Origin of the sequence: Paenibacillus sabuli (genome assembly GCF_014705605.1) — a bacterium.
Classification (GTDB): domain Bacteria; phylum Bacillota; class Bacilli; order Paenibacillales; family Paenibacillaceae; genus Paenibacillus_D; species Paenibacillus_D sabuli.
In genome coordinates, this window is the sequence record NZ_JACXIZ010000001.1 from 15,440 (window position 1) to 32,660 (window position 17,221).

At 50.0% G+C, this 17,221-nt stretch carries 14 protein-coding genes; 13 read left to right on the forward strand and 1 reads right to left on the reverse strand.

Annotated elements, in window-relative coordinates; genetic code table 11:
• The first annotated feature begins 13 nt into the window (after positions 1–13).
• From IDH44_RS00085 to IDH44_RS00120, 8 genes are all read left to right on the forward strand, one after another.
• Positions 14–2,353 carry a cache domain-containing protein gene (locus tag IDH44_RS00085; RefSeq protein WP_190913511.1) on the forward strand — a complete coding sequence of 780 codons (2,340 nt, stop codon included), beginning with the start codon at positions 14–16 and terminating at the stop codon, positions 2,351–2,353.
• The gene (locus tag IDH44_RS00090) at positions 2,350–6,219 is read left to right on the forward strand and encodes a discoidin domain-containing protein (RefSeq protein WP_190913513.1); all 3,870 of its coding nucleotides are present in this window, start codon (positions 2,350–2,352) and stop codon (positions 6,217–6,219) included. The genes IDH44_RS00085 and IDH44_RS00090 overlap by 4 nt, the downstream gene beginning before the upstream one ends.
• A gap of 25 nt (positions 6,220–6,244) precedes the next feature.
• Positions 6,245–7,726: a sulfatase-like hydrolase/transferase gene (locus tag IDH44_RS00095; protein WP_190913516.1), complete on the forward strand. Its 1,482-nt coding sequence runs from the start codon at positions 6,245–6,247 to the stop codon at positions 7,724–7,726.
• A complete protein-coding gene (locus tag IDH44_RS00100; RefSeq protein ID WP_190913518.1) occupies positions 7,723–9,084 on the forward strand; it encodes a sulfatase-like hydrolase/transferase in 1,362 nt (453 codons plus the stop codon). The genes IDH44_RS00095 and IDH44_RS00100 overlap by 4 nt, the downstream gene beginning before the upstream one ends.
• Before the next feature lie 60 nt (positions 9,085–9,144).
• Entirely contained in the window at positions 9,145–9,492 is a 348-nt protein-coding gene (locus IDH44_RS00105) for a GNAT family N-acetyltransferase (protein WP_223869231.1), read from the forward strand.
• Positions 9,493–9,524: 32 nt separating this feature from the next.
• Positions 9,525–9,884, forward strand: coding sequence for a hypothetical protein (locus IDH44_RS00110; protein ID WP_190913522.1), 360 nt, complete (start codon positions 9,525–9,527; stop codon positions 9,882–9,884).
• Between the two features lie 24 nt (positions 9,885–9,908).
• Positions 9,909–10,571 carry an HAD family hydrolase gene (locus IDH44_RS00115; protein ID WP_190913524.1) on the forward strand — a complete coding sequence of 221 codons (663 nt, stop codon included), beginning with the start codon at positions 9,909–9,911 and terminating at the stop codon, positions 10,569–10,571.
• Positions 10,572–10,639: 68 nt separating this feature from the next.
• Positions 10,640–11,224, forward strand: coding sequence for an HD domain-containing protein (locus IDH44_RS00120; RefSeq protein WP_190913526.1), 585 nt, complete (start codon positions 10,640–10,642; stop codon positions 11,222–11,224).
• A gap of 131 nt (positions 11,225–11,355) precedes the next feature.
• Here the strand turns inward: IDH44_RS00120 and IDH44_RS26920 are convergent, their stop codons facing one another.
• Positions 11,356–12,492 (reverse strand): BclA C-terminal domain-containing protein, encoded by a 1,137-nt coding sequence (locus IDH44_RS26920; protein ID WP_190913528.1) that lies wholly within the window; start codon positions 12,490–12,492, stop codon positions 11,356–11,358.
• Positions 12,493–13,407: 915 nt separating this feature from the next.
• Here IDH44_RS26920 and IDH44_RS00130 point away from each other — a divergent pair.
• The 5 genes from IDH44_RS00130 to IDH44_RS00150 all read left to right on the forward strand — a co-directional run bounded on the left by IDH44_RS00130 (position 13,408) and on the right by IDH44_RS00150 (position 16,460).
• Entirely contained in the window at positions 13,408–13,980 is a 573-nt protein-coding gene (locus tag IDH44_RS00130; protein WP_190913530.1) for a 2'-5' RNA ligase family protein, read from the forward strand.
• Positions 13,981–14,063: 83 nt separating this feature from the next.
• Positions 14,064–14,495 (forward strand): NUDIX domain-containing protein, encoded by a 432-nt coding sequence (locus IDH44_RS00135; protein WP_190913532.1) that lies wholly within the window; start codon positions 14,064–14,066, stop codon positions 14,493–14,495.
• Between the two features lie 262 nt (positions 14,496–14,757).
• The gene (locus IDH44_RS00140) at positions 14,758–15,261 is read left to right on the forward strand and encodes a DUF2569 domain-containing protein (protein ID WP_190913534.1); all 504 of its coding nucleotides are present in this window, start codon (positions 14,758–14,760) and stop codon (positions 15,259–15,261) included.
• Positions 15,262–15,298: 37 nt separating this feature from the next.
• Positions 15,299–15,784, forward strand: a complete 486-nt coding sequence (locus IDH44_RS00145; RefSeq protein WP_223869230.1) for a DUF5662 family protein — start codon at positions 15,299–15,301, stop codon at positions 15,782–15,784.
• Positions 15,785–15,842: 58 nt separating this feature from the next.
• Positions 15,843–16,460 carry an FMN-binding negative transcriptional regulator gene (locus IDH44_RS00150; RefSeq protein ID WP_190913536.1) on the forward strand — a complete coding sequence of 206 codons (618 nt, stop codon included), beginning with the start codon at positions 15,843–15,845 and terminating at the stop codon, positions 16,458–16,460.
• Positions 16,461–17,221 lie beyond the last annotated feature (761 nt).

The window sequence follows — 17,221 nt, forward strand, 5'->3', positions numbered from 1 at the left end:
GGTGGCCGGGGTTATGGGAAATCAAAAAAAACCGCCCTTTCACAAAGGATTGTTTTTTACTGCGCTCACGTCCTATCTTATCGTTTTGCTGATTCCGGTCCTTACCGGGATCTTGATCTATCTGAGAACCGAGGAAACCATTTCACGGGAAATTAACCGTGCGAACAAAGCATTACTCACCCAAGTTCAACAGGAAATGGATAATTATGTTCGCAATATTTACAGGATAAGTTTGGAAATCGCATTTAACGCTAAGTTGCCCGACTTCTTGAATCGATATGCCGATATTCCCGATTCACAACGGTATAAGTTGGTTCAACTGATTCAAGATTTCACGCTTTACGCGGCGCTAAGCGATTCGGTGGACGCTTTTTATGTCTATGTGTTAAGCGGGAATTACGTCATATCGAATCATGTGTATGCCAAAGCGCCGCTTTTTCACCAAATGCACGATTTTTCAAAAGACATGGGGTATGACGAGTGGTTCGCGCGTTTGAACGAATCGCACTCTGGGGAATTTGTCAGGCAGGAGAACGGCAAAACGGTTTACATCCAATCGCTGCCGATGAATTCCGATCGTTCTCCTGCCGGGAACCTGGTCATTCTAGTAAACCATGATAAGTTACAGGAGCTATTGGAGGGTACTCGTTGGACGGAACGCGGGAATACGTATATTTTAAACAGTAGTAATGAAACCATATCTTCGTCCGGATCCGCTCCATTTCGCTATGATGTACTTTATGAAGATTTGCTCCAAGAACAAGATACGTTGATCAAGGAAATGGATGGAACACGAGTTGTGCTGTCATACATCACCTCTGAACATACCGACTGGAAGTATATTTCGGTCTTGCCGTATGAGTTATTTATGGAAAAAGCCGCGTATGTTCGCAATCTAACCATCGGAGGCCTGCTGGTTTGTTTCATTCTGGGTATTTGGATGGCATGGTACTTTGCTAGGCGAAATGTTCGCCCCGTTCGTGAAATTGTCAACTTGCTTCGAAATAAAGGCGAACCTATAACGGGAGAAGCAGATAATGAATTTCATTTTATCCGAGAGAATTTATCCGCCACGCTGGAGCAGTTTCAAGACATACGCCATCGTTTGGAAAATCAGAAAAGTGCCTTGCGATCCAACTTTCTGGCACGGGTTTTGAAAGGACAACTGGAATCGGATTTGCCTGTGGAGGATACATTGGCTTCGTATGACGTCCATTTTCCTACGGATCGATTTGCCGTGCTTCTGATTTATATTGAAGATTATCATGGTTTGTTTCGGGAAGATCTCAAAGGAGATGAGACAGAGCGTTTATTCTTTGTTCGTCATATCCTGACCAACATCATTGAAGAATTAGTCGGTGTCCACTACATCGGCGTGATGGTGGAAGTTGATGACATGCTGGCCTGTCTGGTTAACAGTAAAACGGGCGAGTTGGATCCGGACGACCTGCAAGCCATTGCCGAGGAGGCACACCGATTTATTGCGGAAAAATTCTTCATTCACTTCACGGGGGCTATCAGTCGGGTTCACGAAAAAATTTCAGGTATAGCTGCAGCTTATCAAGAAGCGGTGGAAACGATGGAATATCGAATTGTAATCGGTTCCAATCGAATTCACAGGCAGGAGAACACGAGAAATCACGGGGGAGAACCTAAGAAGTACATGTATTCGATTCAAGTAGAACAGCGCTTTATCAATACAATCAAGTCCGGAGAAATTGACGAAGCCCGTCAAGTACTAAGCACTTTATTCAAACAAAGCCGGGAAGAGGTGAATTTGTCTGTATCCATGGCCAAATGTTTGATGTTTGATATGGTCGGGACAATGATTAAGACGTTGGACGAATTAGATCTTGAACAGGGCCGATCGAATTTGCCTTTTGATGATGCACAGATGATCTCGGGATTGATGCAAAGCGAGACGATGCAGCAAATGGAAGAGAAAATGCTCGAATTGCTAGAGTTTGTTTGTACGCATATTGATGCCAAAAAGCAAAGCCGGAATGTGCAGCTAAAAGATGAGGTGGAACAGTTCATTCTGACTCATTACTCCGATTCTAATTTATCCATTTCTTCCATCGCAGAGCATTTCGATATGAATCCGGCTTATCTCTCCAGGTTTTTCAAGGAACAGTCGGGTGAAGGGATGGTAGATTTTATCCATCTAACCCGCATTAAAGAAGGGAAAAAATGTATGGAAAATGAAGGTTTAACCATTGCAGAAACGGCAGAAAAAATCGGCTTTGTCAATAGTAATTCGTTTATTCGAACGTTTAAGAAATACGAAGGCATCACGCCCGGGAAGTACAAATCCATCTTTCATATCAAACATGAGGGAGGTACGAAGAAATGAAAGCGTTTCAAAAAAACATTGCGGTATGGATGATAGGGGTCTTGCTGGCGACGCTCTATACACCTGGTTTTTGGTTTGAAGAAGTTCAAGCTGAATCAGGTGAACTGGTGAAAAATCCAAGTTTTGAACAGGGCACAGCCAATTGGAACACCTGGGGGCAGAACGCAAACTTCACTGTAACGGAAGAGGTGTATCGGTCTGGACAATCGTCCTTGCAAGTGGAGTTGAATGGAGGGACGGCGGGTGTGATTCAGAACATTCAGGTGAGCGGGGGAAGTCATTATCGCTTTGGGATGTGGGTGAAGGGCGAGCCGCTGGCTGCGAATGGTGCTGTCACCGCCAGACTGACGGTATTTGACGGGAACGGAACCCGGCTTTGGGATGCGCAGGAAAGGCCGGATATGGCGGTTACGGGGAATGCGGATTGGACCTATGTAGAGGAAATTGTAACAATGCCTGATGAAGCGGTGCGTGTACAGATCCAACCGTACTTCCGATGGAGGGGCACCTTCTGGATTGATGATGTGGTTTGGAAAGAATACGTACCGTTGGATCATATCGAGTTGAGTCCGGCTTATTTGTATCTCGATGAAGAAGATTCCGTTGCATTGGAAGTGGTACGAACCCCCGTTGATGCGACCGATTCCGATTTAACCTGGTCTTCTTCCCATCCTGATGTGGCGACTGTAAACGAAGGGGTGGTCACCGGTACGGGGCCAGGCGGAGCCGTCATTCGAGCAGTCTCTTCGGAAGGAATAGTGGAAGCTGAGAGTGTGGTTGTGGTCGGAGCAGCCTACCCCCTCACTCTCTCGACGGTGACGGAGAACGTTTACGAGGATCAGTATGTCCAATCCGCCCTACCCACCGGGGACGGGGAGGCGAACACATACACGTATAGGATGTTAAGCGGTCCCAAGCGGGGTAAAGCTCACGTCTATCCAGATGGAAATTGGATTTATTTCCCGGATCGTGATTATTTCGGCGAAGACGCTTTCCGAGTCCTGGTTGAGGATGAAGAGGGAGGGATGGGCAGCTTTCTCATCGCCACTCCCATCCTGCCTGTTAACGACCCGCCCAGCATGGCCGACGAAGCGTATACCGTAACCGTGTTTGAAACGATTTATGGTCAATCGCATGCCCACGATTTGGAGCAAGATGAAGTGATTTTCTCCGTATACGAAGAGCCGGATCACGGGACTCTTGTCTTTCATGCAGATGGAAACTGGTCCTATCAGGCTGGTGCTCACATAGGCCAAGATCAATTTAAGGTGGAACTCTGTGATCTCGAGGAAGCATGCTCTAATGCCACAGTGACGATTTATTCAGGACCGGATGCGGCTTCGTTAATGGACGCGTTGGAATTGCAGCATCCCGATTATTCGCATCCACGTCTGTTCGCAACGAGTTCGGATTTTGCGTTTATTCGCAATCAGATATTGGAGGGAGATCCTTTTTCGACCTGGTATGCTGATGTCGAACGGGAAGCGATTCGTCTCTTGAATGAACCGATTGTACAGTACAATACGTCCCAACAACATGGGAGCGGTAATTTCTTGAATACCGTGGCTCGTCCGATGGTGGAGAGGATACAATACTGGGGGTTCATGTATCAAATCAGCGGCGATGACACCTATTTTGAAAGAGCGTGGGATGATTTGGAAGCTGCTGCCGATTTTTCCGATTGGAATCCCTCTGCCTTTCTCGGAACAGCGGAACTTTCGTTTGCTTTCGCGCTGGCGTATGACTGGTTTTATTCTGCTATGACGGTTTCGGAAAGGGAGTTGCTTAGGGAGGCGGTAATCGAAAAAGCGTTTGAACCGGCCCGAATCGTGTACCTTGGGTTAAGCGGAACGGGAATCGAACGAGGATGGTTCCGGAATCCCAACAACAAAAATGCGGTGGTGAACAGTTCGCTGGCTATGGCGGCCCTGGCGTTTGGTGAAGAGGCAACTGAAGCGGGGTTCATTCTGCAAGAGGCTTTGAAATCAATCCAAATGCATTGGGCGCTGTACGATGCTTTGGGAGGCGGTGAAGAAGGGCCCACCTATTGGGCCTATGCGTCCAAATACTGGATTGATCTCCTGGCTACATTAGGGACGGCACTTGGGACGGACTATGGATTCTCGGCCAAATCAGGGTTGCAACATACCGGGCATCTGGCGTTGAATTTGACCGGTCCCACAGGAGCCAGTTTTAATTACAGCGATGCTACGGCTTCCAATCGCTTGTCGATTGAGGGTCAGTTGTGGCTGGCCAATCGGTTTTTGCATCCTGAGTTAGGGTGGTTCGTTCTGCAGAACGACCTCTCTGATGTGCGAAGACTGTTATGGGCGAATCCGGGTTCTTATGCTTCACCAAATGAGGTTAATCTGCCCAAGGATGCCGTTTACAACGGACAAGAAGCGGTAGCGATGATGAGAAGCGCATGGGAGGATCCGTACGCTCTCTATATCGGATCCAAAGGCGGCGACAACCAATCCAGTCACGGCGATTTGGATATCGGCAGTTTTGTTTTTGATGCGCTAGGAACACGATGGGCCATTGATCATGGCATGCAAACTTACGGGTCATCGGGGCTATGGAGTTTTGAGGACGATGCCGAACGCTGGCAATATTATAAGAAGCGAGCGGAAGGTCACAACACGCTGGTGATTAATCCTGGATTCGGACCTGATCAAGATCCGTATGCACAGGCGGAGATCACCCATTCCGATTTTAATGAATATGGGTCGCATGTGGTGATCGACATGACACCCGCTTATCGAGAGGAAGTGTGGGATGCCAAAAGGGGCATTGCACTGATGGATTATCGCAGGCGCATGCTGATTCAAGATGAAATTCAGGCGAAATTCCCTTCGCAAGTCGGCTGGTTTATGCATACGACGGCGGGAATTGAAGTAGATGGAAGCGGTAAAAAAGCGTTCCTAAAACGGGGTGACAAGCGAGTGGAAGCGGAAATCCTTTCCCCAATTGAAGCGTCTTTTACCGTTGAAGAGGCGGTTCCGCTTTCTTCATCTCCCCAACATCCGGAAAACGATAACCTCGCGAATGTGAGAAAATTGTCGGTTTGGTTGGAAGATGCGGAAGACGTCACCTTGACGATTCAGTTGACGCCCTATATGGATGGCTTTCCGCCTCCGCCAACCTCTTACGTTCCGACGCCTTTGTCCGAATGGTCTTTCTCGGCAGATCAACCTGTTGCGCTAAGCGGGATCGAGGTTGCAGGCGCTCCGCTGGCAGGGTTTGAACCCGATCGCTTGTATTATGAGGTGTCCATTCCTGAAGGGGAGTATACGGTGCCTACGGTTACGGGCAGTGTGTACGGCGAAGCGGCGATAACCGTGACACAAGCGACAAGTATACCCGGTATAGCGGAAATTATGGTGGAACCGGCTTCATCGGGAGAAACGGGGCTTGCCTATTATGTATTGTTCAAAACGGAATCGGGCATCGGCATTCCGCCGGACCGCACCCTCTTGGAGATCGAGGATGTTGTGGCTAGTGATGCGCAGTATGATCAAGGGAATATTCCGGCCAATGCCGCCGATGGCGATTTGTTAACCCGCTGGTCTGCTTTGGGAAGCAATCAATGGATTCGTTTTGATCTGGGACAATTAAAAACGGTGGACGGAGTAGGGATCGCCTGGATGAATGGCAACCAGAGAAGTTCTTATTTCACCTTGCAAGTGTCGGAAGATGCTCAGTCTTGGGATACGGTATATTCCGGCGAGAGCAGTGGTTCCACACTGGAATTTGAAACCTACTCCTTTAGTCCGGTACAAGCTCGTTATATTCGGATTGTGGGAGATGGCAATTCGGTTAACGGATGGAACAGCATTAACGAAGTGATTGTTTTGGAAGAATAGCGGAGGCGTATAGGAGGAGGTCGGTATGGTGGGGAAAGAGAGGCCGAATGTATTAATTTTTATGACGGATCAGCAACAAGCGTCTGTCACGGAAGCGGGTCATCCGTGTCGTCTGCCCAATCTGGATCGGATAGCGGCGGAGGGAGTCCGATTTAATCGGGCGTATCCGCCGATGGCGCACTGCTGCCCCGCGAGGGCATCCATGATGACCGGGCTCTACCCGTCCCAACATGGCATGTACAACAACTGCTTGAACGATCAAGCTGTGAACCGTTCGCTAAACGACGGGGTGGAGACGTTCTCTGAAAAGCTGAAAGATGCGGGGTATGATCTGTATTTCAGCGGTAAATGGCATGTTTCAGCAACCGAAAATCCTGTGGAACGCGGTTGGAAGGAATTGTTTGTCGGGGCCCCGAAAGGGGCCATCATGGGAACTCGACGGCAACGCTATCAAGTGGATCATGAAAAGTATAAGGCTGAACAGAGGCGGGAGCGTCAGCGTGGTGAGCTTGCGCGTCCGGGCTGGGGCCATGTGAAGTTGTATGGAGCGTCGGAAATGGCGTATGAAGAGCTCAGGGATTACGAAGCGGTAAAACGGGGCATCGCGCAGTTGGATCAGTTGAAATCCAGTTGTGATCCATGGTGTATGTACATCGGGGTCACTGGTCCGCATGATCCTTTCATCATACCGGAAAAGTATGCTTCTATGTATGAGCCGAAGTCCATCCCGCTTCCGCCCAACTATCATGATGACCTGGCGGACAAACCGGGTGTATACCGCAAAATACGAAAAGTGTTTCAACCGTTTGGCGATGATGAGGTCAGGGAGTCGATAGCACATTATTGGGGTTACTGCACGATGATGGACGATATGTTTGGCGAAGTCTTGGATACGTTGGAGCAGAACGGGCAATTGGACGATACCTTGATCCTGTTTTTGTCCGACCATGGGGAGCATGCGGGAGCGCACGGCTTGTATTGCAAGGGCATCAGCATGTTTGAAGAGGGCTATCGCGTACCGATGATCATCAGGTGGCCGGGAGGCGTGAGCAACCCGGGGAGATCGTGTGATGCTTTTGTGACGTTAATGGACATTGCACCGACGTTACTAGAAGCCGCCGGAGCTAAGGAACTGCCCCGTTGTGCGGGACGAAGCTTGCGCCCCTTTCTTGAAGACGCGGGACCGCCAAACGATTGGCGGGACAGTGTATATGCGCAATGTAATGGGGTGGAGGTGTTCTACACAAGTCGGATGGTACGAACCGACCGATACAAATTTGTGTTTCATGCGACCGATATCAATGAGCTGTATGATTTGGAAGCGGATCCGCATGAAATGCGAAACATAATTGATCTTCCGGAAATGGCAGATGTGGTCGAGAGGATGTACGGCAAAATGTGGGCACACGCATTTGAGAGCGAAGACACGATTTTTAATCCGTATGTGACAGTGGCGACAGCGGACTTGGGTCCGGGGCTGTTCGGAGGGAGTGAGTCCAACTCATGACGAGTGGAACGAAGCAAAGAGAAAAGCCGAATGTGATCGTTTTTTTTACCGACCAGCAGCGCTGGGACACGCTGGGTCTTCACGGAAACGCGCTTGATCTGACGCCGAATCTGGACCGATTTGCTATGCAGAATACGCATGTCTACAACGGTTTTACGTGCCAGCCGCTGTGCGGACCTGCACGGTCCAGTATGCAGACGGGTTTGTACCCGACGGTAACGGGATGTTATCGCAATACACATCCACTGCCAAGCGATTGTACTACGTTGGCCAGCGTGTTTAATGAGGCGGGTTACCGTACCGGCTATATCGGCAAGTGGCATTTGGCCGGTGAGAATCCAGTCCCTGCTGATCAGCGGGGCGGGTATCGCGATTGGCTGGCTTCCAATACGCCGGAATTGACATCCGAGCCCTATGATGCGGTGTTGTGGGACAACGACAACCGTGAGGTTAGGTTGCCCGGGTATCGTGTCGATGCGCTGACAGATGCTGCCATTCACTATGTGGATCGACATAAAGAGGACGCCTTCTTCTTGTTCCTGTCATTGCTAGAGCCTCATCAGCAAAATAGGCTGGATGATTATGTTGCACCGGACGGGTATCGCGAGCGTTATCAATCCCGCAACGTGCCGCCAGATCTAGCCGCGTTAGGAGGGAGCGCTCATCAGCATCTCGGTGGCTATTATGGGATGGTCAAGCGTATTGATGAAAATTTTGGACGGTTGTTGGATGCGTTAAAGAGTCTGCATTTGCTGGAAAATACGATCGTACTGTTTACCTCCGATCACGGCTGTCATTTCAAAACGAGAAACCACTTGTATAAACAGTCTTGTCATGAGAGCTCGATCCGAATTCCCATGGTGTTGGGCGGTCCCGGTTTCGAATGCGGGGGGCAGTTGCGGCAACTCGTCAGTCTCATTGATTTGCCCCCGACGTTGATTGACGCCGCAGGCCTTGCCGTGCCCCACCATTTTCAAGGACGCTCTTTGATTCCCTTAATACGGAGGGAAGAGACGGCTTGGCCGGACGACGTGTTCATCCAGATCAGCGGTGTCCGGACGGGGCGTGCGGTCAGGAGTAGGCGTTGGAAGTACAGTGTGCACGCACCGTATCAGGATGGGGAGCGTGAGGCCGGTTCGGATTACTATGAAGAAGAATGCTTGTACGATCTGGAGACAGACCCATATGAGTTGACGAATTTGGTTGGGCTGGAATCGCACCGTGAGACAGCAGACCGGATGCGTGAACGGTTACTGCGCCGAATGGAGGAAGCCGGGGAAGCCTTGCCGGCTGTAACGTCGGCGTCAGTTCGCCCTGGGGGGCAGCGGCGGGTTGCTGCTCAGGAAGCGTTGCAGTAAGGTGGTCGTGGGATTCTTTTCTGTACGTCTGGATAAGTACGAGAAGAAAACGATCTCGCTCTGGGGGGGGATAAAGCCACCGGGAAAGTGATCGGAACCACCGGTTTTATCTCTTGGGATATAAAAAATGCAAAAGCAAAATTGGGCTATGCGTTATCGCGAGCCTTTTGGAATCGCGGGCATATGACCGAGGCTGTAAAATGCGTCATTGCTTTTGGGTTTGAACGAATGAAAGTAGTAAGAATCGAAGCAAGATGTCATCCGGAAAATACAGGCTCTTACCGAGTGATGGAAAAATCGGGGATGGAATTTGAAGGGATTCTCAGGAAACATATACTCGTTAAAGGCGCGCATGAGGATGTTAGAATGTACGCAATAATTAAGGAAGGGGGATTCCAGAAGAATTGAACGGTTAACATACTAAGAGAGGATGGCCAGATATGGAAGATGTATCAGATGACGAAAAGGTAGAATCTATAAGAGCGTTCCAATCTACAATCCGCAAATTAGAAACTGCTCGTGCTCAGATGACTCGGAAAGGTGTGAGCCTAACTTTGATCGAGAAAAGACTAAGCGCTTTATCCATTGGCTTGGCTATTCTGGAAAACGTCTGGCATCAGAAGCCGCATCCTTACCTTCAGGCCGAACTGTCGACGGCTCGCCAAGTATTAGATGGATTACTTCCATCCATCAAGTCCAGCTACGATAAGGCAAAAGCAGGCAGTCCGCAAAGCACGCTTTTAAAGAGGAGAATCCAGTCATTGGAATGGGCTATCCGCGCAATGGATGAGCAGCTTTAGTTGACACAAGGGGGACCGGCGCATATGATCAACGCCGTCTTATTTGATTTAGACGGGACATTGCTTGACCGTAATCGCTCACTGCACGCCTTTATTCGTGATCAATATCGTCGATTTCAAGCGCTTCAACGCATGGACGAACCCCTTTTTATCAAGCGATTTATCGAGTTGGATCAGAGGGGATATGTTTGGAAGGATATCGTCTATCAAAAGCTGATCGAAGAATTTCGTCTAGACATGGAGTGGGAACCATTACTGGAGGATTATGTGCAATCCTTTCGGCATCACTGCATCGGCTTCGCAAACGTCATCGAGACGCTTGACGATCTGAAGGGCATGCAACTAAAGCTCGGTATGATAACGAATGGAATGGGTCAATTCCAGATGAATACGATCAGAGGGCTGAACATAGAGGGTTATTTTGATGCAATTGTCATTTCTGAACAGGTGGGATTAAGAAAACCGGACATCAGGATATTTCATCACGCGCTAGCCTGTCTGGATGCTGAGCCTCACACTTCACTATTCGTAGGCGACCATCCGGTCCATGATGTGGACGCCAGCATTCATGCGGGAATGAAAGGGGTATGGAAAGAAGATCGCGCTTTTGGGATCGCCCCTTCCAAGCCTCATCGGTCCATAAAAAATTTGCGAGAGATTAAAGAGATGCTTCACCTATTCGAATAGACCGGCCGACTATCAAACATTTTGAAGATGCTACGCATGGACTATAATCCTAACCTGGAGGCCGCCCAATGGACCAGTTGAACCAACAAATCGATTTTTTGATCGAAATTGATAAGTTAAAAAACGTCGAAAGAAAGACAAAAATCATCAGTGGATCTCGCTTGGAGAACGACGCCGAGCACTCGTGGCATCTCGCCATGATGGCTTTCATTTTACATAAGCATGCGAACCATGAGGTCGATTTGTTCAAGGTCATCAAGATGTTGCTGGTTCATGATCTAGTAGAAATTGATGCAGGGGATACATTTGCTTATGATCTACAGGGGCAGGCGGACAAGCTCGATCGGGAAAGCAAGGCGGCGAAACGCCTGTTTGGGTTGTTGCCGGAGGAACAGGGAAATGAATTGATGACATTATGGATGGAATTCGAAAAGAAGGAGACGCCTGAAGCCTGTTTCGCTGCATCGCTGGACCGGTTGCAACCGCTTATTCATAACCATCTGAATCAAGGGGATACCTGGAAAAAATACAACATAACCAGCGGGCAGGTAGTCAATCGAAATCGTGAAATTTCGAATGGCTCGGAAGCATTATGGGCGTACGCCGAGCAGCTCATTAAGAAGTCAGTCGATCAAGGGATATTGAGCGAGTAAAAGGGCGGTTGCCACAGCGGTTCATTAGGTTGCAAAAGATCCTCATCAGAAGCTGAGCATCGTACGTTGACCGCCGGCCCCTCTTTCATTTGAGTGAAAGAAGGCCGGCGTTCAGATTCAGAACATAATGGTTAAGAAAGTTTGATAATGCTCAAAGTGGCGCCATTGCCATTAACCAAGTTAGTTGCAGCGATAACGCCATAGAATTGAAGACTGAGTGTATCTCCTGCCGATAGGTTCGCGATTGATTCGGTCTGGTAGATGTCTTTTGACTTGTAAGGGGGGATTATGCTCCCGGGAAGCGGAACGCCATTATGAATAACTTGAGCGCCCGTCATTAAGTCACTCTGCAATTCTACCTTGTAGGAAATGTAATAGCTCCCCGATTCAGACACTGTAAAAGACGTGTTGTCGGCACTAGCACTGAATCCACTCAATTGCTGAAGATCGCCGAGCGGAATATTCGTTCCGCCCAGCACAATGGCGATGGCCCCGCCTGAGGTCCGGGCCGCGTAGGCATACGTGCCTGTCGCATTACTTCCAGCCGGCCCCTCGTTCCCTTGGGGTCCTGCAGGGCCGATTGGACCGGGAGGCCCCTGAGGTCCCGCTGGTCCCGCTGGTCCGGCCGGCCCCTGAGGTCCGATGGAACCGTCCGCTCCATCTGCACCGGCCACGCCGGTCTCGCCCTTCGGACCTTCCGGTCCGGCTGGACCGGTGGAGCCCCTGGGCCCTGCAGGGCCCTGAGGCCCAGCGGGCCCTTCGGGTCCTTCCGGTCCGGCCTCGCCCCTTGGCCCCTGCGGGCCGACAATGGTCGTTGCCTCATCCTGACTTGGGGTAATGTTCACGCTCTGGGAAGCCTTGTCCCACTTGATACCGGCACCGAAGGTCTCAGCGAGAAAGCGTACCGGCACCATCACCCGGTTGTCCAGCAACCTGGCCGGCTCAGTCAACAAGACATCGCTCGTGTCGGCCCCTTTGGTCACGGTCGCTGCACGCTGCCCGAGTATGAGGGTCGCGGTCACATTCTCCCTGGTAACCGTGACGGTACGTGAAGGAGCATCCCATTGGATCGCGGCACCGATCGTCCCTGCGACATGTCGCAGCGGAATGAGCACGGTGTTGTTCACCATGACCGGAGCTACGTCCGTCTGGAGCACACGGCCGTCTACATGCAGGGAGAGGTCCGCCGCGTGGCTGACCGGAGCGGCGATGATAGCCCAACTGATTGTCAGGGCTGTTGCAAAGGCCAGGCAGGTTTTCTTTACCATTAACGTTCCTCCCGAATATGAATTGTTAAATCATCCGTTACCCTGGAGCGGGCAGCTGGGACGAATGCCGTCAACCTCCGTATTGAGACATGGTTACTTACCCGATTACCCCAATTCGAATTTAGAAAAACACAAGCCTGGCATCGTTAGCCGCGAGCAGTCTCGCTTGATTTGCCCAGCCCGGCCGCTTCCGAACTATCCGCCGTAGGCGTGTCGTAACAATGTCCTCTTTATGCTGCTGGCGGTATTTATCGCATGGGGCCGCTTTAAAGGCAGGAGCAGCACTGCGGAATGAACTGGAGCCGAGCGCATTGCAATCTTTTCTTTTGCTCACTCCCAGTGTTCCGCGCGATGGACAATATCGCCGCCCGGCGTTGTCTTGGCGAGCCTGGAGCCAGCTAATGAACACCAGCGACGCTTAGCGGACGGAATCGGCCCCGTTGAATCTGTAATGGACACCAGCGACGCTTAGCGTACCAAAACGGTACAAATTTGGCCTCCATCGGGCGGCTAAGCGTCGCTCATGTCCGCTAGCGCATGCGAATGCACAAAATCAGCTTCTAAGGAGCGCTGGTGACCGTTACACCGTTACACTCGTCATGCCACATTTAAATTCTCCTAAGTTCCTCGCCAGCGTACCCACTTCGATTTCTTCCTTTCGTCCCTTCTCGAATTTGATGCGGTGCTGGCTATGGCCACCATTCTTTGTGCTCTTTGTGCTTGATTCCATTTTTGATTGTGCTCCCACCTCTCCCCCCGGACCCCGCGTCCCTCTCCGTCTCCTCTCCCCGATTCAACTTCACATCTGTAATCTTCTTGAGGGTTGTAACAGGAATGGATAGAATATACAATGATTGGAATGGGGTGCCTAGTTGGAACGATTTGCGCGATAAACGAATGAGGAGGGAGAAGGCCATGTATGTATGTTTTGCGTTGTTATTGGATCATGACATTCATAATCGAATAAGGAAGATGGTCCATCAGTTGATTAGTACACATCAAGTAGGCATAGAAACTGCCCTGTTGCCACAGCATGTTTCGTTAAAACAATCCTTCTTCGTCCCGCAAATGGAGGAGGTTGAGCAATACTTCGATCACTTTGCTGCACGTATACGTTCCTTTTCGATCACCTTCCATGCTGTCGATCTAATCCATCAGAAACGCGGCGATACCGATACGCAAGTGCTGTGGCTCGATATTCAGGAAGACCGGGAGCTACGCGGGTTGCATAACCGTTTGAACCAAGACTTGTCGCGAGGCCTGCAAATTCCAAATTCCGGTTTTGACGGAGATGGCTATCATTTTCATTCGACACTGGCGTATGGGAGCGGTCGATATGAGGAATTCCAAGCAATGAAGAACGAACTGAATTCGAGCTTCATTGAAATGAGTTGCGAGATCAAAGAAATCGCGATGTTTTATTCCATGGATGCGCTCCTCCCGGGCAGGTTCATTACACACAAAATTCTGCCTCTGCATGAGAAATAACAGCGCACGCTTGCGAGCTTGGCAGGCGGGGCAAGCCATTGCGGCAGAACGACTGGGCTGAAAAATGGAATGGAGGGGACAGGATGTCTGGTAAGTTGATGGGCGCGGCAGCCGTGATCTTCGATGCGGAAGGGCATATTTTGTTGGTGCGACATAGTTACGGAAAAAACAATTGGGATCTGCCGGGCGGGAAATCGGAGAAGGACGAATCCGCGCAACAAACTGCCACGCGTGAAGTAATGGAGGAAATCGGCGTGGAGGTAGCATTGGGGGCGTTGACGGGGATCTATTATGACCCCCAAAATGATATGCATCATTTTGTGTTCATCGCACGCATCCATCCGAATCAAGAGCCTGAACCAAGCTCACCCGAAATATTGGCATGCCAGTATTTTGCGTTAGATGATTTGCCGCGGCCGATGAATGATTTTACATATAGACGAATTATGGAGGCCAAGACGATCGGGGACAACGATTTGTTCCATACCATTGGGCCGCGCAATTGGTTGGTATAAAATTAGAAGGGTTAACGACTATAATCAATATCATCGGCGCAATAAGCGTAAATATCAGGATGTTGAAAAAGAAACGACTACAGTCACGGATCGATCTTCCGATCGCTGTTGTCCCCAGATTTTGTTTACCCCTTTTAGGGGTGAAACCCGGGGACAAAGGCGAACGCTTTGCTTCTCCAGATTCGATTCCGTGCTTCTCCGGTCTTTTTTTAACAGCCTGTAATATGCAATTGATTTAAAAATATGATATGGAGTGATTGAGTTGCAATCCAACATTCAACAAAAAAATATGGAGACGCAGTATGGCGTCTCAGGGCTTGGCGGTTGGCTCGTTCTTGTTCAAATCGGCCTCTACGGATCCTTGGTTCTGGCCGCAATCCAGTTCTTTTTTTACTTGCTGCCTTCCTTCGAATCAGAGACATGGGACCTGTTAACGTCCAAGGATTCCGAGATCTACCATGTTTTATGGGGGCCGATGCTTGCCTTTGAAACGGTATATCACGTTGTGCTTATTGGGTTTTGCACGTATATTCTTTTTCAGTTCTATGCCAGAAAATCCAGCGTGCCAAAACTGATGATTCTCTTTTACACGTTAAGCCTGGTTGCATGCGGACTCGATTATCTTTTCATTCAGCTTATTCCCATTGCGAAAGAACTGGATGACGGGAGTACGCTTCGCGATGGTATTCGGTCCTTACTTACTTGCGCGATTTGGGTGCCTTACTTCTTAAAATCAGAAAGAGTGGAAAATACCTTCATCAGATGAAGGCATACAACGCCCGAAAAAATCAAGAAAGGAGAAAATGAACAACATGCGCATCGCATATTGGCGCTACTTGTTGTACGTACTTGATCATAAGTTGAATGTTCTGGTTGAGTGTTGGAGAGCGGGGCTGATTATTCAGGGAATCACGCATGATCTGTCCAAGTTTGGCCCGCAAGAATTTATTCCCTATGCCCTTAAGTTCTATGCCAATCGAATGGATGAAGCAACCGAACTCCGCTGGAAGAAGGCGTGGATTCATCATCAAAACCACAACAAGCATCACTGGGAATATTGGATCGTCAATCGAACGACGAAAGAGGCTGTGCCCATTCCGAAAAAATACATGGTCGAAATGGTATGCGATTGGCGATCCTTCTCGAGAAAGTGGGGACGTAAAGTGAAGGATTCAACCTTGTGCGAGCGCATGATGGCATCCGACGCGATGATCCTTCATCCAACAACCCGGAAAGAGCTCGAAAGCTACATAATGGAAGATCGTGAAAGAGCAGGTCAAATCTCATGAAAAGACGAGGGCGTTCAATCCCCACGCTACGACTCTTCTAATAGAAAGGACACCGACGATGTACATCCCGAAACCATTTCAAATGGAAGACGAATCAGTCATGTTCGACTTCATCGAACAACATAACTTTGGCATCCTGATCACCACGCAAGCCCAGCATCCGGTCGGGTCGCACTTGCCGTTCTGGCTGGACCGCGAGCAGCGCCGCATGTATAGTCACTTCGCGAGACCCAATGAACAGTGGCGCGACATCGAGGATCAGGAGGCACTGATTATATTCCCGGGGCCGCACACTTACATCTCCCCGACATGGTATGAGACGAATCAATCTGTGCCGACCTGGAACTACGTGTCGGTCCATGTCTATGGCAAAATCACGATTATCGATGACCCCTCGGAGGTGCTGGGCTCCTTGGGGAAGCTGGTGCTTCAACATGAAGGGCCGGACAGCGCATACACCCTTGATTCGTCCAATCAAGCCTTTGTAGAAGGCTTGTCGGCAGGCATCGTGGCCTTTCAGTGCGAGATTGCCAAGCTGGAAGGCAAGTGGAAGCTGAGCCAAAATCATAGCCGAGCCCGACAGGAAAATGTCGTGCGCCAGCTTGAACAATCCAAGCACGAGGATGCCAGAAGCATTGCCGCACAGATGAAACGGAATTTGGAGGGGGGTCCTTAGGGTCCATTACAGAATAACCTGGTGCGATTGAAACCGTCTTTATCCCCTCACCATCCGCCAACGAACCTAACGGTTGCCACAGCGGCTATGGCGCCCAAAAAAGCGCCGATTGAATTGTAACGGTTGCCACAGGTCTTATTTTCTTGACATCCATCGAAAAAACGCGATTGAGGCCAAATAAGCGCTGTGGCAACCGCTAGCCTGGAAATCGCCTGAAATCGATCGAAATAAGCGCGCTGGCAACCGTTAGCTGAGATGCGTCCGTTTGCCCGCCTGATGGATGAGCTGTCTTTGGTTATTTTGTGAAGGGTCCTTAGCTGGCAGTACAGTATAATGCTGTTGACGTTAACATTCCTAATGATATCCTTCCGTATCGCGTGCCCAATGTCTTTGACATAGACAAGCTCGCGATGCGTTTTTTTTGCGCAGGCAGTCTGTCCGGAACGAAACGCCCTCGTCCGCAAGAGCCGTTCTCGTCGTTTCGCCTTCTGTCCGGAACGAAACGTGCTCGTCCGCAAGAGTCGTCCTCGTCGTTTCGCCTTCTGCCCGGAACGAAACGTGCTCGTCCGCAAGAGCGGTCCTCGTCGTTTCGCCTTCTGCCCGGAACGAAACGTGCTCGTCCGCAAGAGTCGTCCTCGTCGTTTCGCCTTCTGCCCGGAACGAAACGTGCTCGTCCGCAAGAGTCGTCCTCGTCGTTTCGCCTTCTGTCCGGAACGAAACGCCCTCGTCCGCAAGAGTCGTCCTCGTCGTTTCGCCTTCTG